Origin of the sequence: Palleronia sp. (assembly GCF_042089775.1) — a bacterium.
In the GTDB taxonomy this organism is placed as follows: domain Bacteria; phylum Pseudomonadota; class Alphaproteobacteria; order Rhodobacterales; family Rhodobacteraceae; genus Palleronia.
In genome coordinates this window covers 91,769-113,678 of the sequence record NZ_JBELKF010000003.1, presented here as the reverse complement: position 1 = coordinate 113,678, position 21,910 = coordinate 91,769, and the positions used below count along the sequence as shown (strand labels likewise).

The 21,910-nt window shown below is 69.1% G+C and carries 25 protein-coding genes; 8 read left to right on the top strand and 17 right to left on the bottom strand.

Features of this window, described 5'->3' with window-relative positions:
• The 4 genes from ACFDS3_RS02100 to ACFDS3_RS02085 all read right to left on the bottom strand — a co-directional run.
• Nucleotides 1–1,268: peptidoglycan-binding protein (locus tag ACFDS3_RS02100; protein WP_375260683.1), on the bottom strand; the 1,268-nt coding region annotated here is incomplete at its 3' end.
• Nucleotides 1,269–1,404: 136 nt separating this feature from the next.
• A complete protein-coding gene (locus ACFDS3_RS02095; protein ID WP_375260682.1) occupies nt 1,405–1,704 on the bottom strand; it encodes a hypothetical protein in 300 nt (99 codons plus the stop codon).
• 171 nt (nt 1,705–1,875) lie between these two features.
• Complete coding sequence (locus tag ACFDS3_RS02090; protein WP_375260681.1) at nt 1,876–2,052, bottom strand: hypothetical protein; 177 nt, start codon at nt 2,050–2,052, stop codon at nt 1,876–1,878.
• Between the two features lie 90 nt (nt 2,053–2,142).
• On the bottom strand, nt 2,143–2,547 hold the full coding sequence (locus tag ACFDS3_RS02085) for a hypothetical protein (RefSeq protein WP_375260680.1): 405 nt from the start codon (nt 2,545–2,547) through the stop codon (nt 2,143–2,145).
• Nucleotides 2,548–2,784: 237 nt separating this feature from the next.
• Between ACFDS3_RS02085 and ACFDS3_RS02080 the strand changes: the two genes are divergently transcribed.
• Nucleotides 2,785–2,937 (top strand): hypothetical protein, encoded by a 153-nt coding sequence (locus ACFDS3_RS02080; RefSeq protein WP_375260679.1) that lies wholly within the window; start codon nt 2,785–2,787, stop codon nt 2,935–2,937.
• 73 nt (nt 2,938–3,010) lie between these two features.
• The gene (locus tag ACFDS3_RS02075; protein WP_375260678.1) at nt 3,011–3,646 is read left to right on the top strand and encodes a histidine phosphatase family protein; all 636 of its coding nucleotides are present in this window, start codon (nt 3,011–3,013) and stop codon (nt 3,644–3,646) included.
• A 6-nt stretch (nt 3,647–3,652) separates the two neighbouring features.
• Here the strand turns inward: ACFDS3_RS02075 and ACFDS3_RS02070 are convergent, their stop codons facing one another.
• The 11 genes from ACFDS3_RS02070 to ACFDS3_RS02020 form a co-directional block, all read right to left on the bottom strand.
• On the bottom strand, nt 3,653–4,255 hold the full coding sequence (locus tag ACFDS3_RS02070; RefSeq protein WP_375260677.1) for a DUF3833 family protein: 603 nt from the start codon (nt 4,253–4,255) through the stop codon (nt 3,653–3,655).
• A 131-nt stretch (nt 4,256–4,386) separates the two neighbouring features.
• The gene (locus tag ACFDS3_RS02065; protein WP_375260676.1) at nt 4,387–5,568 is read right to left on the bottom strand and encodes a DNA recombination protein RmuC; all 1,182 of its coding nucleotides are present in this window, start codon (nt 5,566–5,568) and stop codon (nt 4,387–4,389) included.
• Nucleotides 5,565–7,406, bottom strand: coding sequence for a DNA mismatch repair endonuclease MutL (gene mutL / locus ACFDS3_RS02060; protein WP_375260675.1), 1,842 nt, complete (start codon nt 7,404–7,406; stop codon nt 5,565–5,567). Before mutL ends, ACFDS3_RS02065 begins: the two co-directional genes overlap by 4 nt.
• 79 nt (nt 7,407–7,485) lie before the next feature.
• Complete coding sequence (locus ACFDS3_RS02055; RefSeq protein WP_375260674.1) at nt 7,486–8,793, bottom strand: M16 family metallopeptidase; 1,308 nt, start codon at nt 8,791–8,793, stop codon at nt 7,486–7,488.
• On the bottom strand, nt 8,790–10,163 hold the full coding sequence (locus ACFDS3_RS02050) for a M16 family metallopeptidase (RefSeq protein ID WP_375260673.1): 1,374 nt from the start codon (nt 10,161–10,163) through the stop codon (nt 8,790–8,792). The genes ACFDS3_RS02055 and ACFDS3_RS02050 overlap by 4 nt, the downstream gene beginning before the upstream one ends.
• A 98-nt stretch (nt 10,164–10,261) precedes the next feature.
• Nucleotides 10,262–11,182: an HNH endonuclease gene (locus ACFDS3_RS02045; protein ID WP_375260672.1), complete on the bottom strand. Its 921-nt coding sequence runs from the start codon at nt 11,180–11,182 to the stop codon at nt 10,262–10,264.
• A gap of 18 nt (nt 11,183–11,200) precedes the next feature.
• Nucleotides 11,201–11,713, bottom strand: a complete 513-nt coding sequence (locus ACFDS3_RS02040; RefSeq protein WP_375260671.1) for a DUF3035 domain-containing protein — start codon at nt 11,711–11,713, stop codon at nt 11,201–11,203.
• A gap of 52 nt (nt 11,714–11,765) precedes the next feature.
• Complete coding sequence (lspA, locus tag ACFDS3_RS02035) at nt 11,766–12,233, bottom strand: signal peptidase II (RefSeq protein WP_375260670.1); 468 nt, start codon at nt 12,231–12,233, stop codon at nt 11,766–11,768.
• Nucleotides 12,234–12,271: 38 nt separating this feature from the next.
• Complete coding sequence (purH, locus tag ACFDS3_RS02030; protein ID WP_375260669.1) at nt 12,272–13,858, bottom strand: bifunctional phosphoribosylaminoimidazolecarboxamide formyltransferase/IMP cyclohydrolase; 1,587 nt, start codon at nt 13,856–13,858, stop codon at nt 12,272–12,274.
• Between the two features lie 17 nt (nt 13,859–13,875).
• Nucleotides 13,876–15,570, bottom strand: a complete 1,695-nt coding sequence (locus tag ACFDS3_RS02025; RefSeq protein ID WP_375260668.1) for a heparinase II/III family protein — start codon at nt 15,568–15,570, stop codon at nt 13,876–13,878.
• Nucleotides 15,571–15,598: 28 nt separating this feature from the next.
• Entirely contained in the window at nt 15,599–16,888 is a 1,290-nt protein-coding gene (locus tag ACFDS3_RS02020; RefSeq protein ID WP_375260667.1) for an RsmB/NOP family class I SAM-dependent RNA methyltransferase, read from the bottom strand.
• Between the two features lie 73 nt (nt 16,889–16,961).
• On the opposite strand from ACFDS3_RS02020, the gene ACFDS3_RS02015 reads away from it, so the two are divergent.
• The gene (locus ACFDS3_RS02015; RefSeq protein ID WP_375260666.1) at nt 16,962–17,135 is read left to right on the top strand and encodes a DUF1674 domain-containing protein; all 174 of its coding nucleotides are present in this window, start codon (nt 16,962–16,964) and stop codon (nt 17,133–17,135) included.
• Between the two features lie 3 nt (nt 17,136–17,138).
• Here the strand turns inward: ACFDS3_RS02015 and dapB are convergent, their stop codons facing one another.
• Nucleotides 17,139–17,936 (bottom strand): 4-hydroxy-tetrahydrodipicolinate reductase, encoded by a 798-nt coding sequence (dapB, locus tag ACFDS3_RS02010; protein ID WP_375260665.1) that lies wholly within the window; start codon nt 17,934–17,936, stop codon nt 17,139–17,141.
• 98 nt (nt 17,937–18,034) lie between these two features.
• On the opposite strand from dapB, the gene rbfA reads away from it, so the two are divergent.
• From rbfA to rpsO, 5 genes are all read left to right on the top strand, one after another.
• A complete protein-coding gene (gene rbfA / locus ACFDS3_RS02005) occupies nt 18,035–18,460 on the top strand; it encodes a 30S ribosome-binding factor RbfA (protein WP_375260664.1) in 426 nt (141 codons plus the stop codon).
• Nucleotides 18,457–19,185, top strand: a complete 729-nt coding sequence (locus ACFDS3_RS02000) for a phosphodiester glycosidase family protein (protein ID WP_375260663.1) — start codon at nt 18,457–18,459, stop codon at nt 19,183–19,185. The genes rbfA and ACFDS3_RS02000 overlap by 4 nt, the downstream gene beginning before the upstream one ends.
• Entirely contained in the window at nt 19,185–20,087 is a 903-nt protein-coding gene (gene truB / locus ACFDS3_RS01995) for a tRNA pseudouridine(55) synthase TruB (protein WP_375260662.1), read from the top strand. The genes ACFDS3_RS02000 and truB overlap by 1 nt, the downstream gene beginning before the upstream one ends.
• Complete coding sequence (locus tag ACFDS3_RS01990; protein WP_375260661.1) at nt 20,084–20,593, top strand: DUF1643 domain-containing protein; 510 nt, start codon at nt 20,084–20,086, stop codon at nt 20,591–20,593. Before truB ends, ACFDS3_RS01990 begins: the two co-directional genes overlap by 4 nt.
• A 126-nt stretch (nt 20,594–20,719) precedes the next feature.
• Entirely contained in the window at nt 20,720–20,989 is a 270-nt protein-coding gene (gene rpsO / locus ACFDS3_RS01985; protein WP_375260660.1) for a 30S ribosomal protein S15, read from the top strand.
• 128 nt (nt 20,990–21,117) lie between these two features.
• On the opposite strand, the gene ACFDS3_RS01980 is transcribed toward rpsO, so the two are convergent.
• Nucleotides 21,118–21,747, bottom strand: coding sequence for an outer membrane protein (locus tag ACFDS3_RS01980; RefSeq protein ID WP_375260659.1), 630 nt, complete (start codon nt 21,745–21,747; stop codon nt 21,118–21,120).
• Between the last annotated feature and the right edge of the window lie 163 nt (nt 21,748–21,910).

Sequence of the window (21,910 nt, the reverse complement as noted above, 5' to 3'; positions counted from 1 at the left end):
TCGGGGAAGGCCGTAATGTAGCGGCGGTAGCCGTCGACGCTGTTCTCGTCGCGGGTCGCACGCCAGATCTGCCGCTCACGCTCGGTCGCGCCGGCGTCGGCGGCCTGCTGGTTACGAAGCTCGGTCAGGATGCGACTCGCCTCGTCGGCGTGGAAGCCGCCGGGGAAGCGCTCGAGGTAGTTTTCGAGCTCGGCTTCGCTGCGGTCCTGGCCCATGTCGGCCCAGAGCGCCTCGTCCTCGGCCCGTTGCGCTTCGCGGCGCTCGTTGCCCTGCCGTTCAAGCTGGGAAATCTGTTCGGCGGTCAGGTAGCCCGTGGGCGCGAGGCCTTGGTCCTGCTGCCAGCCGCGGATGGCGCCGCGGGTGCCCGAGCCGAAGATGCCGTCCACCCCGCGCGTGTCGAAGCCCAGTGCCGAGAGGTCCCGCTGCACGTCCTGCCGCTCTTCTCGGGTCAGGTTCAGCGCCTCTTCGGCCTGCGCCGCGCGGTCATCGGGCGTGAGTTGCAGGCGGCCGATCCGCGCCTCCGCCTCGTCGGCGTAGCGGCCGTCGGGATACCGGTCGAGGTAGGCGGCATAGGCGGCCCCGTCGTTGCGGCTTTCCGTCAGGCGCCAGTAGTCGTCCTCACCGCTTCGGGGGGCAGGGGTGGATTGCGACGGTGCGGCATCGGCGCGAAGGAAGGTGAAGCTTTCGGGCGAGAACCCTTGCGTGACAAGGTCATCGCCGCCGCCGACCTGGGCGCCGGGCCTGGCCAGTGTCTCTTCGACCAGGCGGGCGGCACGCTGGGGCGAGGCTTTGACCAGCGTAACGCCTTGCGGCAGGTCGATGTCGGGAAGAGCCTCGGTTGCGCCGAGGACCAGCAACCCGCGCCCCGGCGTGCGCGTCAGAAGCTCGGCCAGCGCCGAGACGGGCAGCCCCGAGCTGACCCCGTCGATCAGGCCGCGGCCGTCCGCGTCGGTCCCGAGGTAGAACAGCTCGTCCCCTTGGGCGGCGAAATGGCCGACCAGCACGATGGCCTGCGCGTCCGGCTGGTCGCTGCCCTGCGAGTAACGGCGCAGCGCCTCAAGCATCGCGGCGCGGTCGGCATTCTCGACCGCCACAACCGAAACACCGGCGTCGGCGAGCGCCTGCCCGGCATCGTCGATGGCCCGCGCAGGGGCCACACGGTCAAGCGTGTTGTACCTGTCGTTGCCGATCAGCAGGGCCGATTCCGCGGCAAGCGTCGGGCCGGCCGCGGTAAGGCCGAGCGTCAGGGCAGTCAGAAGGATGCGCATGGGGGCTCCCTTGTTGTCGTCTCATGTCGAACGGGGCGAAACCCGCCTGTCCGCGTCGCACGGGTGGGGGCGGTTCGTCCATCTTGGCCCCATGATATCCGATAGCAGCGCGGGAAACAGCCCGTCCGGCGCCCTGTCAGTCCGAGTTGCCGTCGCCGACCGTCCCCATGTCGCTTTCGCCGACCGTGTTCTCGCAGATCGTGACGAGGGCGACGACGGTGGGTGACAGGATGTTGCTGGTGATGCCGTCCACGGGCATGGCGATGCCTTGGGACGGTGCTTCGTCCTCGGCCGTGTCCGCCTCGGCGTCCTGGTCGCCCGCTTCAGCGCTCGCCGACGCGGCCGGGTCCATTCGGGCCGTGGTCAGCGCCGTGGCGTGCATTTCCTGGTCGGCGGCAGGCAGATCGAGAAACTTCTCGCAGGTGAGGTCGGTCATCGCTCCGTTGCCGGTCTCTTCCTGTGCGGCAAGGGGCATCGTCGAAAGCGCAAGAATGGCCGCAATGGCTGGGGACGTCAGGTCATTGATGTTCCTCCACAGATTTGGCGCGGCGCCTCGACGGCCCGCCCTAGGGGAAATCGGCAGCGGCGCGATTGTTTCCCAGTCGGGCTATCTGCGCCGGCTTACCTGCCCGGCGGCCCAGAAACACACGAGCGCGATCGCCAGCGCCAACAGCGCGCGACCCCAAGCAAAGATGCCTGCGCTGAGGCTCTGGACGATCACGGCGACCAGGGCCGCAAGGGCCAGGAGACCCACGAGGCTCAGCGTCTGCCCGATCATCCGCATGGGCGGACCTCCGCATCGTGTCGGGGACCCGCCCGGAGATCGCGGGCGTGCCCCGTGAGAGTCGTGTGAGAGAAACGTAATTGCGACGTATTACATGTTCTCGGTGCCGGGCGTCGAGGCATCGCGGCCGGGGTTTGGACCGACGGCCGAGGGGCATGCGCAGTCGCCCAGGATCTGGTTGGCCTTTGCGGAGCGCTGGCCCGCCGGCTGCTCTTCGAGCGCGGCGCGCGCGGCGCGCAGACCCCAGTCGATGTCGCCTTCGACCCAAGCGGGGCGATTGTCGCCGCCGGAGTGAAAGTCGGTCTGGCGGGCATTCCGGCTTTCGCGGGCCTTGCGGCCGAACGCCGACAGCGCCGCCTGCTTTTCCTTGGGGTGAAGCTCGTCCAGGTCCTCTTGGCTGAACTTCGCCACCATCTCGGCGGCCCAGTCGGGCAGACCGCGGTCTTCGCCGAGGGCGTCTGCCAGCGTCTTCTTGTGCCAGTCGAGGTCACTCATCTCGGATCTCCTTCGTTGTCTTTCGAACCCAACGCAGGTGCCGCCCCCGGGCGTTCCATGCGGTTGCGGCCCGACGGGTTTATGACGGTTCGATGAAAGCAGGGGGAACAGCGCGGGCGACCTTACGTTAAGGCCTCAACATCCGAAACGGCACCCTCTGGTCCACCCGCCCTGCGCATGGACCGGACGCCACGGAGGCGGCCCGCGCGTCGCCCCGCAGCCAAAAGGAGACACGAGATGACGTTCTTCGACCTCCTGCGCCGTGCCCGGGCCCTGCGCGCGTCGGGACTGGGCGTGCAAGACGCGTTCGACAACCTCAAACCGACGGCGGCGGTCCCGCCGGACGCGATGCAGAAGCTGCGCGTCGCGGTCCAGATGGCCTACCGCTGACGCGTCCGCTGGCGGGGCATCTTGGCTTTGCCGCCGCCCGGCGATACGCCCCTTGCCAAGCAAGGAGTGTTCCATGGGTGAAATCGTCCTGATCCGTCACGGGCAGGCCAACAGCCACGCCACCACCGAGGTGGATTACGACCGCCTCAGCGACCTCGGCCACGAGCAGGCGCGATGGGTGGGCGACTGGATCGACCGGCACGAGGCGCCGTTCGACACCGTGCTCTGCGGCACGTTGATCCGACATGTCGAGACGGCGACGGGCATGGGCCTGACGCCCGACCGGGACGCGCGGCTGAACGAGATGGACTACTTCAACCTCGGCGCCGCGCTGGAAGAGGCGCACGGCATCCCGATGCCGACCTCGGACGGGTTTCCCGAACATGCGCCCAAGGTCATGCGCGCCTGGCACGCCGCAGAGATCCAGGGCGATGAGAGCTTCGCCTCGTTCGAGGCGCGGATCACCGGCGTGCTCGAAGAGGCGGCGATGCCGGGGCGGCGGGTGCTGTGCATCACGTCGGGCGGCGTGATCGGGATGGCGCTACGCCATGTGCTGGGGCTCGACACCGACCGCTTTGCGCATGTGCTGCTGCCGATCCTCAACACCTCGATCCACAGGTTCCACATCCGCCCCGATGGGATGCTGCTGTCGCAATACAACGCGGTACCGCATCTCGACGCACGCCCCGACGCGCGCACGCATTACTGAGCCCGGTCAGGACAGGTTCACGGGCGCCGGCGGCTGGGACTCAGCCTCGTCGGGCGCCTTCTTGCGGATGGTGGCGACCAGTTCGGCGGCCAGGATGCCGCCCTTTCGGAATTGGATCCGGTTCATGATCGTCCCCGACTCGCTCAGGTACATCCAGTCGGTCACCTGCAGCGATTGGCCGCCGGCATCCTCGGGCAGGACCATCGTATAGAGAAGCTGCAGCGTCGGGCCCGTCACCTGCCCGCTTCCCCGGCCGATCGTGTCCTCGGCCTCGGCTATCACGCGGCCCCCGTCGAGAAGGGTCAGGTGCCAGCTCCGCGACTGGGTCGTGCCTCCGTCATAGACGAACTCGACCTCGATCATGCCGTCATTGCCGCTCCAGTGCCCCGCCATCACCGCCTGAAACCTTGAGGTCATGCGGCCGGTGGGGCCGAAGATCCAGCCGTCACAGAGGCTTTCGCCATCGAGGTGACGGCGCAGGTCCAGGTCGGGGCCGAGGCCCGTGTAGTCGTCCGGGCGCTGGCCCCGGAACGACAGGAATCGGCGACGCAGGAAAACGGCGGCCAGCACGAGGGCAAAGATAACCGCAAGAAATACGAAGACTTCCATTCCACTCCGCTCGTCACGCCGGTCGCCGGGCTTATCGCACTACATCGGTCAACCAACCGCGCGCGCGGCGCAGTCGTTCCGGGCGAATTGGCGGATTCGGGATGACTTTTACGGTAGGTGGCAGGGCCGGGTCACTCGCCCGGAAGGGCAGTGTGCTGCTCGGGGCCCTCGAAGTCGAAATTATGCAGCCGGCCCGAGCGCGTGCCGGCCTTTTCGGCAGAGATCTTGATCTGCTCGACGTCACGGCGGGCCTGCTCGAAATGCCGGTCGAGGTTGGCGACCCGGTCCGACAGCCGCTCGACGTCGCCATGAAGCAGGCCGAGTTCCGTCCGGATCGCCCCGGCCTGCTCGCGCATGCGGGCGTCCTTGAGAATCGCGCGCATGGTGTTGAGCGTGGCCATGCAGGTGGTGGGCGACACGATCCAGACCCGGGCCGCGAACCCCTCGCGCACGATGGCCGGAAGGCGGGCGTGAAGCTCGGCATAGACAGCCTCGGACGGCAGGAACATCATCGCGCCGTCGGCCGTGTCGCCAGGGCTGATGTACTTGTCCGAGATGTCGCGGATGTGCTTGCGGACCGAATGCCCGAACGCGGCCAGCGCGCGCTTCTTCTGGTCGCGCTCCTCGGCCATGACGTAATGCTCGTAGGCTTCGAGCGGGAACTTGGCGTCGATGACGATGGGGCCCGGGGGGTTCGGCAGGTGGACCAAGCAGTCGGCGCGAGTGCCGTTCGGCATCTTCGCCTGCCACGTGTAGCTGTCGGCGGGCAGCGCCTTCGAGACGATGTCGTGCAGCTGGATCTCGCCGAAGGCGCCGCGGCTCTGCTTGTTCGCCAGGATGTCCTGCAGCGACAGCACGTCGCCCGACAGCTTCTGGATGTTGTCCTGCGCCTTGTCGATTGCCGCCAGCCGCTCTTGCAGCTTGGTCAGGGATGCACCGGTCTTCTCGGTCTGGCCATGCAGCACTTCCTGGATCTTCTCGTGCATCTCGCCGATGGAGCGTTGCTGGCGCAGGGTCGTCTCGGCCAGGCGCTCGGCCATCTGGCGCTGCACCTCGGCCAGTCGCGTCTCGACCGTCTGAAGGACGTGCATCTGGGTCTGCGCCGCCGTTTCGCTGACCGTCTGGAGCGAGCCGGCAAGCTGCGTCTGCCCCTGCCCCAGGCGGCGCAGCTCGCCCGCCAGCGCTTCGGTCGTGCGGGCCGAGCGGGCGGCGCGGAGGCTGGCCATGAGCAACAGCAGGACCACGAAAAAGCCGAGCGCCGCCGCCCCCAGAAGCAGCGGATCGGCCAGAAGACGGTCGAGCGTTCCGGTCATGTGCGCCCGAACAGCCGCTCGATGTCGCTGAGCGCGAGTTCGACATAGGTGGGGCGGCCGTGGTTGCACTGGCCGGAATGTGGGGTCGCCTCCATCTCGCGCAGGAGGGCGTTCATCTCTTCGGCGCGCATCCGGCGGCCCGAGCGGATCGAGCCGTGGCAGGCCATGCGCGAGAGGACTGCCTCGACCTTCGCGGTGACGGACAGGCTTTGCCCGAGGTCGTCGAGTTCGTCGAGAATGTCGCGCAGCATGGCCTCGGCGTTGACCTCGCCCAGGATCGCAGGGGTTTCGCGCACCGCGACTGCGCCTCCGCCGAACGCCTCGACCGTCAGGCCGGCGCGGGCGAGGTCGTCGGCGATCTCCAGAAGGCGGGCGGCGTCGCTATCGGAAAGCTCCACGATCTCGGGGATCAGCAGGGCCTGCGCGGCGACGCCGTTCTCGACCATCTGGCGCTTGAGCTTTTCGTAGACGAGGCGCTCGTGCGCGGCGTGCTGGTCCACGATGACCATGCCGCGTTCGGTCTGGGCGATTATGTAATTCTCGTGTACCTGCCCGCGCGCGGCGCCCAGCGGGTGCTGTTCGGGCGGGGTGTCGGGGGTGTCGTCTTCGACCACCTCGTCCACGCGGGCCGAGACCGGAGCATCGTTCCACGTGAAACCGCTTTCGGCGAAGCCGGTGGAGGCGGGACGCATGGGACGCGGCTGGCTGGGGCGGTCCATCTGGTAGACGCGCGGGGCTTCGGGTTCGGGGCGGAACGCGCCCAGCGTCGCCTGCGCCACGGTGGTCGAGGCACGGTGCCCGGCTTCGGCCAGCGCATGCTTCAGGGCCGACACGATCAGGCCGCGGACGACGCCCGGCTCGCGAAAGCGCACCTCGGTCTTGGCGGGGTGGACGTTCTGGTCGACGCGGGTCGGGTCGAGTTCGACGAACAGCGCGGCGACGGGGTGGCGGTCGCGGCTGAGGAAGTCCTGATAGGCGCCGCGCAGCGCGCCGTAGAGCAGCTTGTCCCGCACCGGACGACCGTTGACGAACAGGTACTGATGCGTCGCCGCCCCGCGCGAGAAGGTCGGCAAGGCGGCGTAGCCCGTCAGCGCCACGTCCTCGCGGTCGGCCTCGACCCGCAGGGCATTGTCGGCGAAATCGCGGCCGATCACGCGGGCGAGCCGGTCGTGCAGCGCGTCGAACAGGTCGCCCGAGCCGGGGTCCGCGCGGAACACCTCGCGCCCCTCGCCGCCGCCCGAAACGTCCGTCAGGCAGAAGCCGATGAAGGGCTCGGCCATGGCCAGCCGCTTGACCACGTCGCCAATGGCCTGCGCCTCGGCCCGGTCCGAGCGCAGGAACTTCAGCCGCGCGGGCGTCGCGTAGAACAGGTCACGCAGTTCGACCACGGTGCCTTTCGACAGCGCGGCGGGCTTTACCTTTTCCGCGCGCCCGCCCGAGACCGACAGGCACGCCCCCTCCCCGCCCACGACGCGCGAGGTCAGGGTCAGGCGCCCCACGGCGGCGAGCGAGGGCAGCGCCTCGCCCCGGAAGCCGAAGGAGCGGATGTTCAGCAGGTCGTCGCCGTCGATCTTAGAGGTCGCGTGCCGGTTCAGTGCCAGCGGCAATTCCTCGGGCGACATGCCGCAACCGTCGTCGGTGACGCGGATCAGGCTCTTGCCGCCCTCGGCATAGTCGATGCGGATGCGCGTCGCACCGGCATCGATAGCGTTCTCGACCAGCTCCTTCACCGCCGAGGCGGGGCGTTCCACGACTTCGCCGGCGGCGATCCGGTTGATCGCCGATTCGTCGAGCTGCCGTATGACGGTACGGGAGATGTTGCGGTCGTGGGCGGTCATGCCACAAAGGCTAGCACGACCGCCCGCATCGGGAAATGTGGAAATCTTCGGGCCGGGCGGTTTTCCCCGGCCCTTGGCGTCAGTCGGCGTCGACTCCCTCGGGCTGACCGACGATGACGAAGGACAGGTCCTCGGGGCGGTAGATACGTTCGGCCACGCGGGAGATATCGTCCAGCGTCACGGCCTCGATCCGGTCGTTGCGCGTCTCGATATAGTCGGGCTCCAGCCCGTCCATCTGCATGCCGACAAGAATCGAGGCGATGCTGCCGTTGCCGTCGAAGCGAAGCGGATAGGCACCGGTCAGGTAGGTCTTGGTGTCGGCCAACTCTTCTTCGGTCACGCCTTCGGCGATGCGACCCCATTCGTCGCGCACCACGTCCACCAGTTCGCCCGCCGTCGCGTTGGCCGAGTTCGCCTGCCCGCCCACCACGGCGCTGTATTCCATCGGGGCGAGGTAGGTGCCGATCCCGTAGGTGAGGCCGCGCTTGACGCGCACCTCCTCCATGAGGCGCGATTCAAAGCCGGCGCCGCCGAAGATCTCGTTCGCGACATAGGCCGGGAAAAAGTCCGGATCGTCGCGGGCGATCCCCTCGTGCCCGAACAGGATCACCGATTGCGGAATGGCAAGGTCCACGACTTCGACCCCCGGTTCGAGGTTCCAGCCGGCGTCGTCGGGCAGCGGCGCATCGCTGGATTGCGGCAGGTCGCCCAGGAGGTCGTCGAGCAGCGCGCCCAGTTCCTCGGGCGTGATGTCGCCGGCGGCCGAGACGTAGATGTGGTCCTTCACCAGCGTATCGCGATGCGCCTGCTGGATGTCTTCGCGAGTCAGGGTAACAACGCTTTCGGCCGTGCCCTCGACGGGGCTGCCATAAGGGTGGTCGCCGAAGGCCAGCCGGTCGAAGGTTTCGCGCGCGATGGCGCCGGGATCGGTCGCGTCGCTGGCGATGATCGACAGGACCTGGTCCTTGACCCGGGCAATGGCGTCCTCGGGGAACGACGGCTCGACGAGCGAGCGGCGCAGGAGGTCCACCGCCTCGTCCCGGTTCTCGGTCAGGAACTGCGCCGAGATCGACACCGCGTCGTCATAGGCATCGTAGCCGAAGCGCGCGGCGAGTTCGTCCCGCGCGGCGGCAAAGCCCTGCGCGTCCAGGTCGCCGGTGCCCTCTTCCAACAGGCCGGCCATCAGGTTGACCGCGCCCCGCTTGCCCTCGCGGTCGAGCGCGGCGCCGGGAACAAAGCGGATTTCCAGCGCGGTGAAGGGGATCGAGTGTTCCTCGACCAGCCAGGCGTCGATCCCGCCGGGCGATGTCACCTCCTGCACCTCGACGGCGGCGAGGGCGGGGCCGGCAAGAACCGCGAAGGCGGCGGCGAAGACGGTGCGGATCATTGCATGACCTCCGTGGCGGCGGGAACGGTGGTGGGAGCGACCGGCGCGTCGGCCCCCTCGGGCGCCTTGAGATAGCCGGTCACGGCGCGGTCGCGGTCGAAAACGCGGCGGGCGGCGGCCATGATGTCCTCGGCGGTGACGGCGTCGAGCAGGTCGGGCCACGCCTCGACGTCGGCGATCGTCAGGCCAGTGGTCAGCGCGCGCCCATAGCGGTTGGCCAGCGACTGCGGACTGTCGGATTCGTAGACCCGCGCGGCGCGCAGCTGGGTCTTGATCCGGTCGAGCTGTTCGGCGTCCACGCCATCCTCAAGGAAGTCGGCCAGTTCGCGGTCCAGCGCCGCCTCGGCATCCTCGAGCGACACGCCGGGCGCGGGTACGATCACCAGGCCGAAGGACGTGTCGTCATAGGAGGTGCCGTTGTAGAACGCGCTGGTGTGCAGGGCCTCGCCCGTGCCGAATTGCAGCCGCGTGTTCAGTTCGGACGTCTGCCCCGATCCCAGAACCTCGGCCAGCAGCGTCAGCGCGGCGGCCTCTTCCTGCGCACCCGAGTCGCGCTCGGGAGCGAGGTAGGTGCGGATCACGTAAGGTTGCGCGACGCGCGGGTCCTCGTAGGTCAGGCGGCGTTCGGCCAGTTGCGGGGGTTCCTGCGGACGGGTACGCTCGGGCAGGTCCTCGGTCGGCTCAAGGGGGCCGAAATGCTCTTCAGCAAGGTCGCGGACCTGTTCGGGCGTCACGTCGCCGGCGACCACGAGAACCGCGTTGTTGGGCGCGTAGTAACGCTCGTAGAACGAGGTGGCGTCGTCAAGTTCCAGCGCCTCGACCTCGTGCATCCAGCCGATGATCGGCCGCCCATAGGGGTGGTTCAGGTACTGCGCGGCGTCGCGCTGCTCGGAAAAGAGGGCGCCGGGGTCGTTCTCGATCCTTTGGTTGCGCTCTTCCTGCACGACGCGCAGCTCGGTCGCGATGTCGCGGTCGTCGAGCTGGAGATCGCGCATCCGGTCGGCCTCCATCTCCATCATCAGCTCCAGCCGGTCGGACGCGACGCGCTGGAAATAGGCGGTCTGGTCGTAGCTGGTGAAGGCGTTGTCGGTGCCGCCCTGCTGCGCCACGGTGCGGCTGAACTCGCCGGGTTCGAGGTCGTCGGTGCCCTTGAACATCAGGTGCTCGAGGTAGTGGGCGATGCCCGAGACGCCGGGCTCCTCGTCGGCGGCGCCGACCTTGTACCAGACCATGTTGACGACGACCGGCGCGCGGTGATCCTCGATCACGACGACATCCAGACCATTGTCCAGGGTGAAACTCGTGATCTCGGCAGCCTGGGCGGCAACGGCCGAAGCCAGGAACGCCACTGGGGCGAAGAAGCGCAGCATGAAGACCTCGCGGGTTGGCGGTTTCGCCCCCTAGGTATCGCCGCCGGCGCCGCGGGCAAACCCGGGGCTACGCGGTCGTGATAAGGGCGTGACGCCGATCAGTCCCAAGGGGTGGGGCCTTCGGGGGTCCACTGGCCGAAGATGTTCTCGCGGTGCCACTCCAGATAAGCCGGGTGCGGGGCGTCTCGCAGGTCAAGCGGCGGGTGCAGCCGACGGTCAGCGTTGATGAGCCGGGAAACCACGTCGCCCGGTACCTTGTTGCCCGAGACGAGGATCGTGCGATCCGCCGCCACGCTGGCGAGCCCGCGGTCGAACATCCAGTGCAACGTGCCCGACAGCGCGAGTCCATTGCGAACCGAGTCGTTGCCGCCGTCCGCCACGGGACGGATATGCGCGGCTTGCACCTCGGGGCGGCCACCGCCGTTGCGAAGCCGCAGGCCGGACATGGCGCAGCGGTCGTCATAGGCGGCCCGCACCTTTCGGCGGAAGGCCACCTCGCGGTAGGGGCGCCGGGTCAGACGCTCGATCACCGGGCGCTCGAACGGGACGGATGCCTCGGCAAGACCGGGCTGGACGGGGTCGTAGCGGGTCGCCTCCTGCCGTTCGAGGTCCTGCGGCAGGCCAAGATTCACGATCCGCGCGAACTCGGCCTCGGGCAGACGCCGGACAGCGCTTTGCTGCGCACCGCCGGACTTGGGTGTCCCGTCTGGACGGCTGAGTGCGCTTTCCAAAGGGCGCCCGTCGATCAGGCGCGGCACGTTCGTGTCAAACGCCAGGAACGTGCCCGGCGCGATGAGGGCCAGATAGCGCCCCACGATCCCGGGGTTAGGGATGACCTGGCTGATCTTCCCGACCGCGAAATAGCCGCGGGGACCGGCCTTCACCGGCTCGTAATAGACGACCCAGTCGCCAACGCCCTCGGTGACGGCCTTCAGATACGCCTTCGGGAAGTCGTAGTGCACCGCCGGCTCGTCATCGTAGATCGAGCCGGCCCGGTGCAGAAGGACGAGCTTGACCACGCGCCCGGCCCGGCCGCCCTAGCCTTCGGGCGGGGCTGAGGGCGTGCGGACGCCCTGCTGGCGCAGGCGCTGCAGCTCCTGGTACTGGTCGAGCGACTGGTTCCGGTAAGCCCGGTAGTAGGTCGTCGTGCCGAACATGCGTTCAAGCAGGCGACCGCTCTGGGTCTCGCGGAAGGCGCGGTCCTCGGCGGCGAGCTGCGTGCGGATGCCGCTCTCGACCCCGAAGCGGCCTGCGTACCGGATCAACTCGGGGCCCTGAACCGGCCCGGCCAGCGCACCGGGGTTGCCGCCGAGCGCGGCGATCGCGTCGGCCTGCGGTGTCTGGTCGGTGCGGTTGCTTCCGCCGGGCGTCGGGGGCGGAAGCTCGACCAGGCTTTGCGGTTGCTCCAGCGGCTTGTTCGGCACGATCGAGAATTCGTCCGGCCCGTTGCCGCTGTTCACCGGGCGGATCAGGTCGGGCTCGCCCGCGCCGCCGCACCCCGCCAGAGCGGCGACAAGCGCCAGTGTCGCAAAGCGAAGCGTGGTGGTCATCTCGCGTCTCCCGTCCCTTGGGTCCGTGCCATATCTCATGCGCGCCCGCCCGTCACGCCGTCTTCGACCGGCCAGTGAACAGGATCAAGCCCAACGCCCCCGCAAAGATCGAGATGTCGGCCACGTTGAAGCTGTAGGGGTTGTCGATGCCGCAGCAGGTCACGTTCAGGAAATCCGCCACCGCGCCGTAGACCAGCCGGTCGAGCACGTTGCCCAAGGCCCCGCCCACGAGCACCCCGCCCGAGATCATGGCCCAGCGGCCGGGCCGCTCGCGCCGCAGCCAGATCACCACCCAGGCCGAGATGGCGACCGCCAGCGCGACCAGGATCCAGCGGGTGACGCCCTCGCCGGCGAAGAGGCCGAAGTTCACGCCGCGGTTCCACGCCATACGGAAGGTGACGAGGGGCGGCAGCACCTCGATCACGCCGCGGGTGGACAGGCCCAGAAGCTGGACCACAATCACCTTGGTCAGCTGGTCCAGCACGAACACGACCGCCGCGCTTTGCCACAGAAGCCTCATCAATGCGCCTTTCGAGCGGGGGGGGAGCGCGCGCCGCATCAGTGGCGGAAGTGCCGTTGGCCGGTGAACACCATAGCCAGCCCCGCCTCGTCCGCGGCGGCGATCACCTCGTCGTCGCGCATCGACCCACCGGGCTGGATCACCGCACGCGCGCCGGCGCCGGCAGCCGCAAGAAGGCCGTCCGAGAAGGGGAAGAATGCGTCCGATGCGACCACCGAGCCGACGGTGGGGGTGTCGGGCAGGCCCAGCGCCTCCGTCATGTCCTGCGCCTTGCGCGCGGCGATGCGGGTAGAATCGACGCGGCTCATCTGGCCCGCACCGACGCCGACGGTCGCGCCGCCCTTCGCGTAGACGATGGCATTCGATTTCACGTGCTTTGCGACCGTCCACGCAAAGAGCAGGTCGGCGATCTGGTCGTCCGTCGGGGCGAGCTTGGTGACGACCTTCAGATCCTCAGCCGTGATGCGCCCGTTGTCGCGGTCCTGCACGAGATATCCGCCCGAGACCTGCCGCCAGGTCTGCCCCGGCGCGCCCGCATCGGCGAGGCCGTCCGTCGTCAGAAGGCGCAGGTTCTTCTTGGCGGCGAAGACCTCTCGCGCGGCGTCATCCGCGCCGGGGGCTATGACGACCTCGGTGAAAATGCCGGTGATCGCGCGGGCGGTTTCCTCGTCCAGCGGGCGGTTCAGCGCGACGATGCCGCCGAACGCAGAGACGCGGTCGCAGTCATACGCGCGGGCGTAGGCCTCGGACAGGGTGCCGGCCTGGGCCACGCCGCAGGGGTTGGCGTGCTTGACGATCACGCAGGTCGGACCGGCATCCGCGAACTCGGACAGAAGCTCGAACGCGGCGTCGGTATCGTTGATGTTGTTGTAGGACAACTCCTTGCCCTGGTGCTGCATCGCCGTCGCCACGCCGGGGCGGTTCGAGCCGTCAGTGTAGAAGGCGGCCGATTGGTGCGGGTTCTCGCCGTAGCGCATGGTTTGCTTCAGCGTCCCGGCAATCGCGCGGCGGCGGGGCGTGGGTTCGCCAACCGCGCCCGCCATCCAGCCTGAGACGGCCGCGTCATAGGCCGCGGTGCGGGCATAGGCGCGCTGCGCCAGCGTCTGGCGGAAGGCGCGCGAGGTCTGGCCGCCATTGTCGTCCAGCTCGACCAGCAGGGCGGCGTAGTCCTCGACGTCCACCATCACGGTGACGTAGTCGTGATTCTTGGCGCCGGCGCGGATCATGGCGGGGCCGCCGATGTCGATATTCTCGACCGCCTCCGCGTAGTCGGCGCCGCGTGCCACTGTCGCCTCAAACGGGTAAAGGTTCACCACCAGGAGGTCGATTGCGCCGATGCCGTGATCCTCCATCGCCTGGGCGTGGGCGGGGTCGTCGCGCAGGGCCAGCAGGCCGCCGTGGATTTTCGGATGCAGGGTCTTGACCCGGCCGTCCATCATCTCGGGCGAGCCGGTGACTTCGCTGACGTCGCGCACCTCTAGCCCCGCATCGCGCAGCGCCTTGGCCGAGCCGCCGGTCGACAGGATCTCGACCCCGCGCGCGGCAAGCGCCTGTCCAAGTTCGATCAGGCCGTTCTTGTCCGACACGGACAGGAGGGCGCGTTTGAGGGGGACGAGATCGGGCATGGGCACTCCGGCACAGTTCAGGCGAGCACGGGGCGATCCCCGTGAGCGAGGTCGCGCACGGCATCGGGGGTTTGGTCGGCTTTTGCAAGGGTCCAGGTCACGCGGGTGGCGTAATCCGCCACCGTGGAGCTCAAAACGATCTGCCGTGCGGGCGTCGGTTCAAGCTCGCCCACGTCAAGATAGACCGACGGTTCCAGCGACAGCGCCGCGTTGCCGGTGTGGCGGAACACCCACCGCTCGCCTGAACCCAGCGCCAGGTCGAAGGAGTGGCCGTCGGTGCCGAACGCGGCCTCGACATCTGGGTGGAGGTGAAAGCGGATGGCGAAGGGCAGCCTTCCGCCCGCGGCGTCGAGTGCGGCGTCGAGGATCGGCTCGTCCTCGGTCTCGATCGTGGCGATGACGTCCTCGCCCTGCACGCCGCGCCCGTCATGGTCGAGGTAGACCTGCCGCACGTGGGTCAGGCCGTGGCTGCGGACGTAGCCGTCGTGCCCGGCGATGAGGCCGGTCGACAGGTCGCTGCGGCGCCGCTCGACCCGGACATCGCGGGGCGCGTCGACGATCACTCCGTCGGTCCCCAGCCGGGACGAGGATAGCCCGGCGAGAGTCAGCGTGGAATGTGACGGCGTCGCCCGTCCGGCCCGGCGCCAGCGGTCGCCGAAGGTGCGCCCCGAGCCGCAGTTCACGATCAGCGGGCGGCGGCCCGACGTCAGCTCGAACGCGAGGGTCGAGGCGTGGCCGTCGGTCGAATGCGCCCCCTCGGGCGGGGGCGCCGCATCCATCAGAAGCGTCGTGCGCCCGTGGGCGAGGCGCATGTATCCCATCGCCCGATCCGCAGGAAGCGTGGGGCGAACGCGCGACCCGGCCAGCGCCTGGTCGACGAGGCCCGTCGCGCCGCGCCCGCCGCCGTGGAATCGCGGCAGGGCGCCATCGGTGTGGCGCAGCGTCCGGATGACCGGGGCGATCCGCTCGAGCGCGTCGGTCAGGAACCGGGGGACCGGGGCCTCGGTCACCTCAAGGTCGGTGCGGATGCGGACGAGCTGGGCAAAGATGCGGGCAAGCGCCTCGGTGTTGCGGGTCGGCAGGGTGCCGTCGGGCTCGACCGTGGCGGTGATCTCGGCCTCCAGCGCCTGCAGCGCCTTTGCACGATACCTGGCAAGACCGGCGAGCGTCCCGGTCGCCAGCAGCAGCCCGGCCAGCGCATCGAAGCGGCGGGGCCCGGGCCGGACACGGCGCCAGGACCGGGCGAGCTGCCGCGCCTGCACCCGCAGCGATACGCGGGCAACGCGGTCGCGCGGCCGCGTGCCCATCATCAGGATGCCGGAATGGTCGATCAGCCGCAGCACCCGCCGGCCCAACAGGTCGGGCCGCCAGCCCGGCCCGGCGCCGCGCCCGTAGCGTGCGATCCACTCGTCGAGCCAGGCGCGCGCCGTGCGGTCCCCCGCCCCCGTCGCGGCGAGATCGTCGAGCCAGCCGAACGCGTGCAGCGTTTCCTCGAAGGCGGGTTCGGGGATCGGCAGGTCCCAGATCGGCGTCTCGGGGGCGTCGACGCTGTAGCCGAGGAACATGAACTCGCCCGTCAGCATCTTCTGCCCGCGATGCACGCGCCCCGTGTCGCGCGGACCGGGACGGACGAGGAACTCGGCCTCCACCTGACGGCGACGGTCGTTCCAGATCAGAAGGCGGTCCAGTCGGGTCAGGTCGTTCGGGGGCACGGGCATTGCTTTCCTGGCGCGACCGAGCCTAGCCGAGCCCGCCCGCGCTGTCATCGTCGCCGGTGGGACGCCGCAGGACCGTGACGAAGAAGCCGTCCATGCCGCCAAGCTCGGGCCAGTAGTCGGGCCGCAGGCGCAGCCCCTCGACCCCGATCCATTCCGGATCGATGCCGGGCAGCGCAAGGGGCGCGACCTCGACCGTCAGGCCGGGGTGGCGGGCAAGCGCGTCGCGGACCTGCTCCTCGCCCTCGTCGATCAGCAGAGAGCAGGTGCAGAACACGACGCGGCCGCCCGGCTTGACCAGCGACAGGGCGCGGTCGATCAGCCGCTCCTGCAGGGCGAAGAGGTCGGGGAAGTTGTCGGCGGTCTTGGCCACGGGCAGGTCGGGATGGCGCCGGATCGTTCCAGTGGCCGAGCATGGCGCGTCGAGCAGCACCGCGTCGAACGGCCCCCCCTGCCAGTCGAGCGCGTCGGCGGCCACGATCTCGGCCGTCAGGGCGCAGCGGTCGAGATTCTCGCGCACCTGCACCAGCCGCCCCTCGGAGATGTCGAGCGCGGTGACCTCGGCCCCGGCAGCGGCGAGCTGCAGCGTCTTGCCGCCGGGCGCGGCGCACATGTCGAGCACCCGCTCGCCCGGCTGCGGGTCCAGCGCACGCACCGGCACGGTGGCGGCGGCGTCCTGTACCCACCACGCGCCCTCGTCATAGCCGGGCAGCTTCGACACCTGCCCCTGGCGCGCAAGCCGCACCGATCCGGTGGGCGTGACGGTGCCGCCAAGCTGTGTGACCCAGCGCTCGGGGTCGTCCTTCACCGTCAGGTCAAGCGGCGCGCCGGCGGCGAAGGCCGCTTCCATCGCCGCGACGGCGGCCTTGCCGTAATCGGCGACCAGCGGCTTGCGCAGCCACTTTGGCAGGTGGGGGATCGGCAGCGCCTCCCACGCCTCGGGACCCTTGCGCAGGACGTTGCGCAGGACCGCGTTGACCAGCCCCGCCTGGCCCTTGCCGCGCTCGGTCCCGCGCGACAGGTCCACCGCCGCGCCGACCACGCCGTGGGGCGCGGCGCCCTCGACATAGATCTCGCACAGGGCGAGCCGCATGACGTTCAGCACCTCGGGCCGCGGCTTCATCCGCAGATGCGGGCCAAGCGCCCGGTCGGCGCGGTCCTTCCAGCGTAGCGTCGTCAGCGCGAGCCTGAGCGCGCGGGCACGCTCGGGGCCGGAAAGTGGCGACAGGAACTTGTCCGAAACCTCGGGCAGCAGGCGGCCGTTCTCGGTCACCTCTCGGATCAGCGAAAGCGCGGCGGCGCGGGCGGTGTCCATGGGGCGAGACCTTGTTGCAGGAACGGCGGTGCGTATATGACGAAAAACACGTGTTTGACCAGCGAGGCGAGCCATGGACGATCGCAAGGACCTTCCCCCCGAGGCGATCCGTGCCCTCGAAGAAGCCGAGGCGCGGCGCAAGGCGGCCAAGCCGCTGGAGCTGCCGCCCGAGCTTGGCGGCCGCGACGGCCCCGAAGCCATCCGCTATGGCGACTGGGAAAAGAAGGGCATCGCCATCGACTTCTAAGCGTCAGTCGAGGCCGAGCACGTTCACCATGTCGTAATGCCCCGGCACGCGACTTTCCGTCCAGAGCGCGGCGCGGATCGCGCCCTTGGCGAACAGGGCGCGGTCGTTGGCGACGTGGCTCAGGGTGAGCGTCTCGCCCGGGCCCGCGAACACCACGTCGTGCGCGCCGATGATCGAGCCGCCGCGGACTGCGTGGAAGCCGATGGCGCCGGGCTCGCGCTCTCCCGTCAGCCCATCGCGGGCGCGGTCGGCCACGTCGTCCAGCGCCACGCCGCGTCCCTTGGCCGCGGCCTCGCCCAGCATTAGGGCAGTGCCCGAGGGCGCGTCGACCTTGTGGCGGTGATGCGCCTCGACGATCTCGATGTCGTATTCCAGGCCGAGACTCGCCGCGACACGTTCGACCAGCGAGGTCAGCAGGTTGACGCCGAGGCTCATGTTGCCGGCGCGCACGATCGCGATGTCTCGCGCGGCCTCGTCGATGGCGGCGATGTCCTTCTCCGTCAGGCCCGTCGTGCCGATCACATGGGCCACGCCCGCCTCTGCGCAGGCGCGCGACAGGGCCACGGTGGCGGCCGGCGCGGTGAAGTCGACCACCGCGTCCGCACCGGCGATCCCCTGCGCGGCACCGCCCGAGACGGTGACGCCCCGCCCCGTGCCGCACATCTCGCCCAGGTCCTGCCCGACCCACGCGTGTTCCGGCCGTTCGATCGCGCCCGACAGCTCGGCGCCGTCGGCCTCTTCAACCGCCTTCACCAGCATCTGGCCCATCCGGCCCGACACGCCCGCGATCGCGATCTTCATGGCTGTCCCCCGTATCCGTTGGCCGGCAGCTAGCCCGGATCGGCGCCCGCCCGCAACGTCCTGTTGCACCGCCCCGGAGAGGTGAATATCTGCGACCCATGTCCAAGAACCGTTTTTCCGAAGGCTCCGGCCCCTCCCAGCGGCAGCTTCGCGTCGGCGAGCTGATCCGCCGCACGCTGTCGGACGTGCTGAACCAGGGGGATATCCACGATCCGGACCTCAACCGTCTGTCGATCACCGTGACCGAGGTGCGCACCTCGCCCGATCTCAGGATCGCGACCGTCTATGTCCTGCCGCTTGGCGGGCATAATCGGCAGGAGGCGATCGCCGGCCTCAAGCGCAACAAGCACGAGCTGCGCCGCACCCTGTCGAAAGAGACGACGCTGAAGTTCACGCCCGACCTGCGCTTCGTCATCGACGAGACGTTCGACCGCCTCGACGAAACGCGCGAGCTCTTCGCCCGCGAGGATGTCCAGCGCGACCTGCGGGACGACAAAGGCGACGACGACGGGGACGAGGCGTGATCCGCGCGGCACTGGTTGCGCTGGGTGTTACGGCGCTGCCCGCGGCCGCGGCCGAATGCGAGGACGTGTCCTTCGACGGGGCCGGCTTTACCGTGTGCCGGATCGACCCCGCGACCGAGGACGTGCGCCTGTTCCTGCGCGACGAGGCCAGCGCCCCCTATGCCAGCTTCCGCTCGGTCAACCGGGCGCTCGAAGGCGAGGGGCGGACGCTGGGCGTGGCGATGAACGCCGGGATGTACCACACCGACCGCTCTCCGGTCGGGCTGTATGTCGAGGGTGGCGAGACCGAGCGCGAGATCGTCACCACCGAAGGGCCCGGCAATTTCGGCCTGCTGCCGAACGGTGTGCTGTGCCTGTCCGAGGACCGCGCGCAGGTGATCGAAAGCCGCACCTTTGCCGCCGATCCGCCCGACTGCACCTACGCCACGCAGTCGGGGCCGATGCTGGTGATCGACGGCGAGCTGCACCCGCGGTTCCTGGCCGATTCCGATTCGACCTTCATCCGCAACGGCGCCGGCGTCGGGCCGGGCGGGACGCTCTACCTCGCGATCTCGAACGAGGCAGTGAACTTCCACACGTTCGGCCGCCTGTTTCGCGACGAGCTGGGCGTGCAGAACGCGCTTTATTTCGACGGCAACATCTCGCGGCTTTACGATTCCGGCTCGGGGCGGCATGACGCGGGCTGGCCCATGGGGCCGATCATCGGAACGGTGACGGAGGACTGATGGCACGCCGTAAGAAGGGGCGCGACGTCTCGGGCTGGCTGGTCGTGGACAAGCCGGCGGGGATCGGCTCGACCGACGTCGTCAACAAGGTCCGCTGGGCCTTCGAGGCGAAGAAGGCGGGCCACGCGGGCACGCTGGACCCCGATGCGACGGGGGTTCTTGTCGTGGCACTGGGCGAGGCGACGAAGATCGTGTCGTCGATCACCGACGCGCTGAAGGCCTATGACTTCACCGTCCGCTGGGGCGCACAGACCACCACTGACGATGCGTCGGGCGAGGTGCTGGAAAGCTCGGACGCGCGGCCATCGCCCGAGGCGATCGAGGCCGCCCTGCCCGGCTATGTCGGCGACATCATGCAGACGCCCCCCGCCTTTTCGGCGGTGAAGGTGGACGGCCGCCGCGCCTACGACATGGCGCGCGAGGGCGAGACGCCCGAGCTTCAGGCCCGTCCCCTTTTCGTGGACGAGCTGGTGCTGGAAGAGGCCGACGAGGACACGGCCGAGCTGCACCTGGTCTGCGGCAAGGGCGGCTATGTGCGCGCCATCGCCCGCGACCTGGGGCAGGAGTTGGGGTGCCTCGGGCACGTCGTTTCGCTGCGGCGGGTATGGTCGGGGCCGTTCGACCTTGACCAGGCGGTGACGATGGAGCGGATCGAGGAGCTTGCCCGCAGCGAAGAGATCGACCAGCTGCTGCTGCCGGTCGAGATGGGGCTGTCCGACCTGCCCGTCTGCCACGTGAACCAGATCGCGGCGGCCAGGATTCGCAACGGCAACGCGGCAGAGGTCTTGTCGACCGCGGCCGAGTTCGGCGACCTCGCCTGGGCCGCGCATCAGGGGCAGGCAGTCGCGCTGGGGCAATATCGCGCGGGGCAGTTCCACCCCACCCGGGTCCTTCTGACGTGATCGAACGGCAGCACCTGAAGGGCGATGCGCCCAGCGTCGCGGTCTATTCGGACTGCGAACACTACCGCTACACCCTGACCCGGGTCTGGGACCCGGCGGGAGAGAAGGCGCTGTTCGTGATGCTGAACCCCTCGACCGCGACCGAGGTGCAGAACGATCCCACGGTCGAACGGTGCGAGCGTCGCGCCCGGACACTGGGTTTCGGCGCGTTCAGGGTGTGCAACATCTTTGCCTGGCGCGACACCGATCCTATGGCCATGCGTCGCTCGGCCGAGCCCGTGGGCCGCCCCGAAAACGACGAGGCCATCGTCGCGGGCTGCCACTGGGCCGATACCATCGTCTGCGCCTGGGGCACCCACGGTGCGCATCTGGACCGGGGGCCCGAGGTCGAGCGGCTGATGCGGGGTACGGGGCGCATGCTGCACCACCTGGGGCTGACCAAGGCGGGGCATCCCAAGCACCCGCTTTACATCCCTTACGCCGAGGCGCCGCGGGTCTGGGCCTAGCCCCCTTCCCAAGCGCCGGCCTTCTCGTTATACGCCCGCTTCGTCGCGCGAATCCTGCGCGGCAGGGCCCGTGCTGGACGACATCCCGGCCGGCGCCGTCACACTCGACCCAAAAGGAGACACCCGATGTCGATTACGCCCGAAGACAAGCAAAAGGTCATCAACGACTTCGCCACGAAGTCCGGTGACACCGGTTCCCCCGAGGTGCAGGTCGCGATCCTGACGCACCGCATCGCGGCGCTGACCGAGCACTTCAAGACGCACCACAAGGACAACCACTCGCGCCGTGGCCTGCTGAAGCTCGTCGCGCAGCGCCGGAAGCTTTTGGACTACACCAAGGCGAAGAACGAGCAGCGTTACCGCGACCTCATCGAGCGCCTCGGCATCCGCCGCTGAGCCGCACCGCCTTACGGTTACGCCAAAGCCGCCCCTCGGGGCGGCTTTTTTGTGTGAGAGATCCTGTAGGAGTCGCGTGAGAGAACCGTGAGACTCTCGTATGAGGCACGGGCGCGCCGCGATGCCTCTCAGAAGCGGTACGAGCCCTTGAGCATGAGCGTCGTCCCGCTGGCGCCGTCGCCGTAGTCGAGGCACCCGTCGTCGCTGCACAGGGTCGGCTCGTCGAAGACGTCGTAGATGCCTTCGAGGCCCAGCGAGAACTGCGGGGTCACGTTCACGGCGCCGCCGATGCCGATGAAGTAGCCGCCCGTGGCCTCGTCCCCGATGGTCAGGCGGGACAGGCCGGCGGTGACGTAGGGCATGGCGCGTCCGGCGTCGTAGCCGCCGATCGCCTTGAAGCGCACCAGGTTGGCCCAGTCGTCGACCTCGATCGTGCCACTGTCGCCGCCGCGATTTCCGACGCTTTCGCGGTACTCGACGTCGCCGACATGGAAGATGTCGAGAGAGACCTCTCCGCCGATGACGAAGGGATAGACGGGCGCGAGATAGCCGGCATGGGCGCCGATATAGCCCTGCTCGATCGTGTCGGTGGTGTCGCCGCCGCCCACGTCGCCCTCGGCGTCGTAGCCGAAGCGGCCGTACTGAATGCCGGCATAGGGGCCGCTCATCTCGCCGCCGCCCATATAGGCCTGCGCGACGCTTGCTCCGGCGTGAAGCGATAGGAGGGCCGTCGCCCCCAGCACTGCTGCGATCCTCATGGATGCCTCTTGTCTATTTCTTGTTTTTCCGACCTCTTACGGCGCCATCCCTGCCCCGACGAGGGATCATGTGCGCACCCGCGCATGTGCGCCCGGAGGTGTTGCCCCGGCGCAAATCCGGCGGAAATCCGCTTCGCCTAGCAAGGGGGCCTGTTTTCGTGTA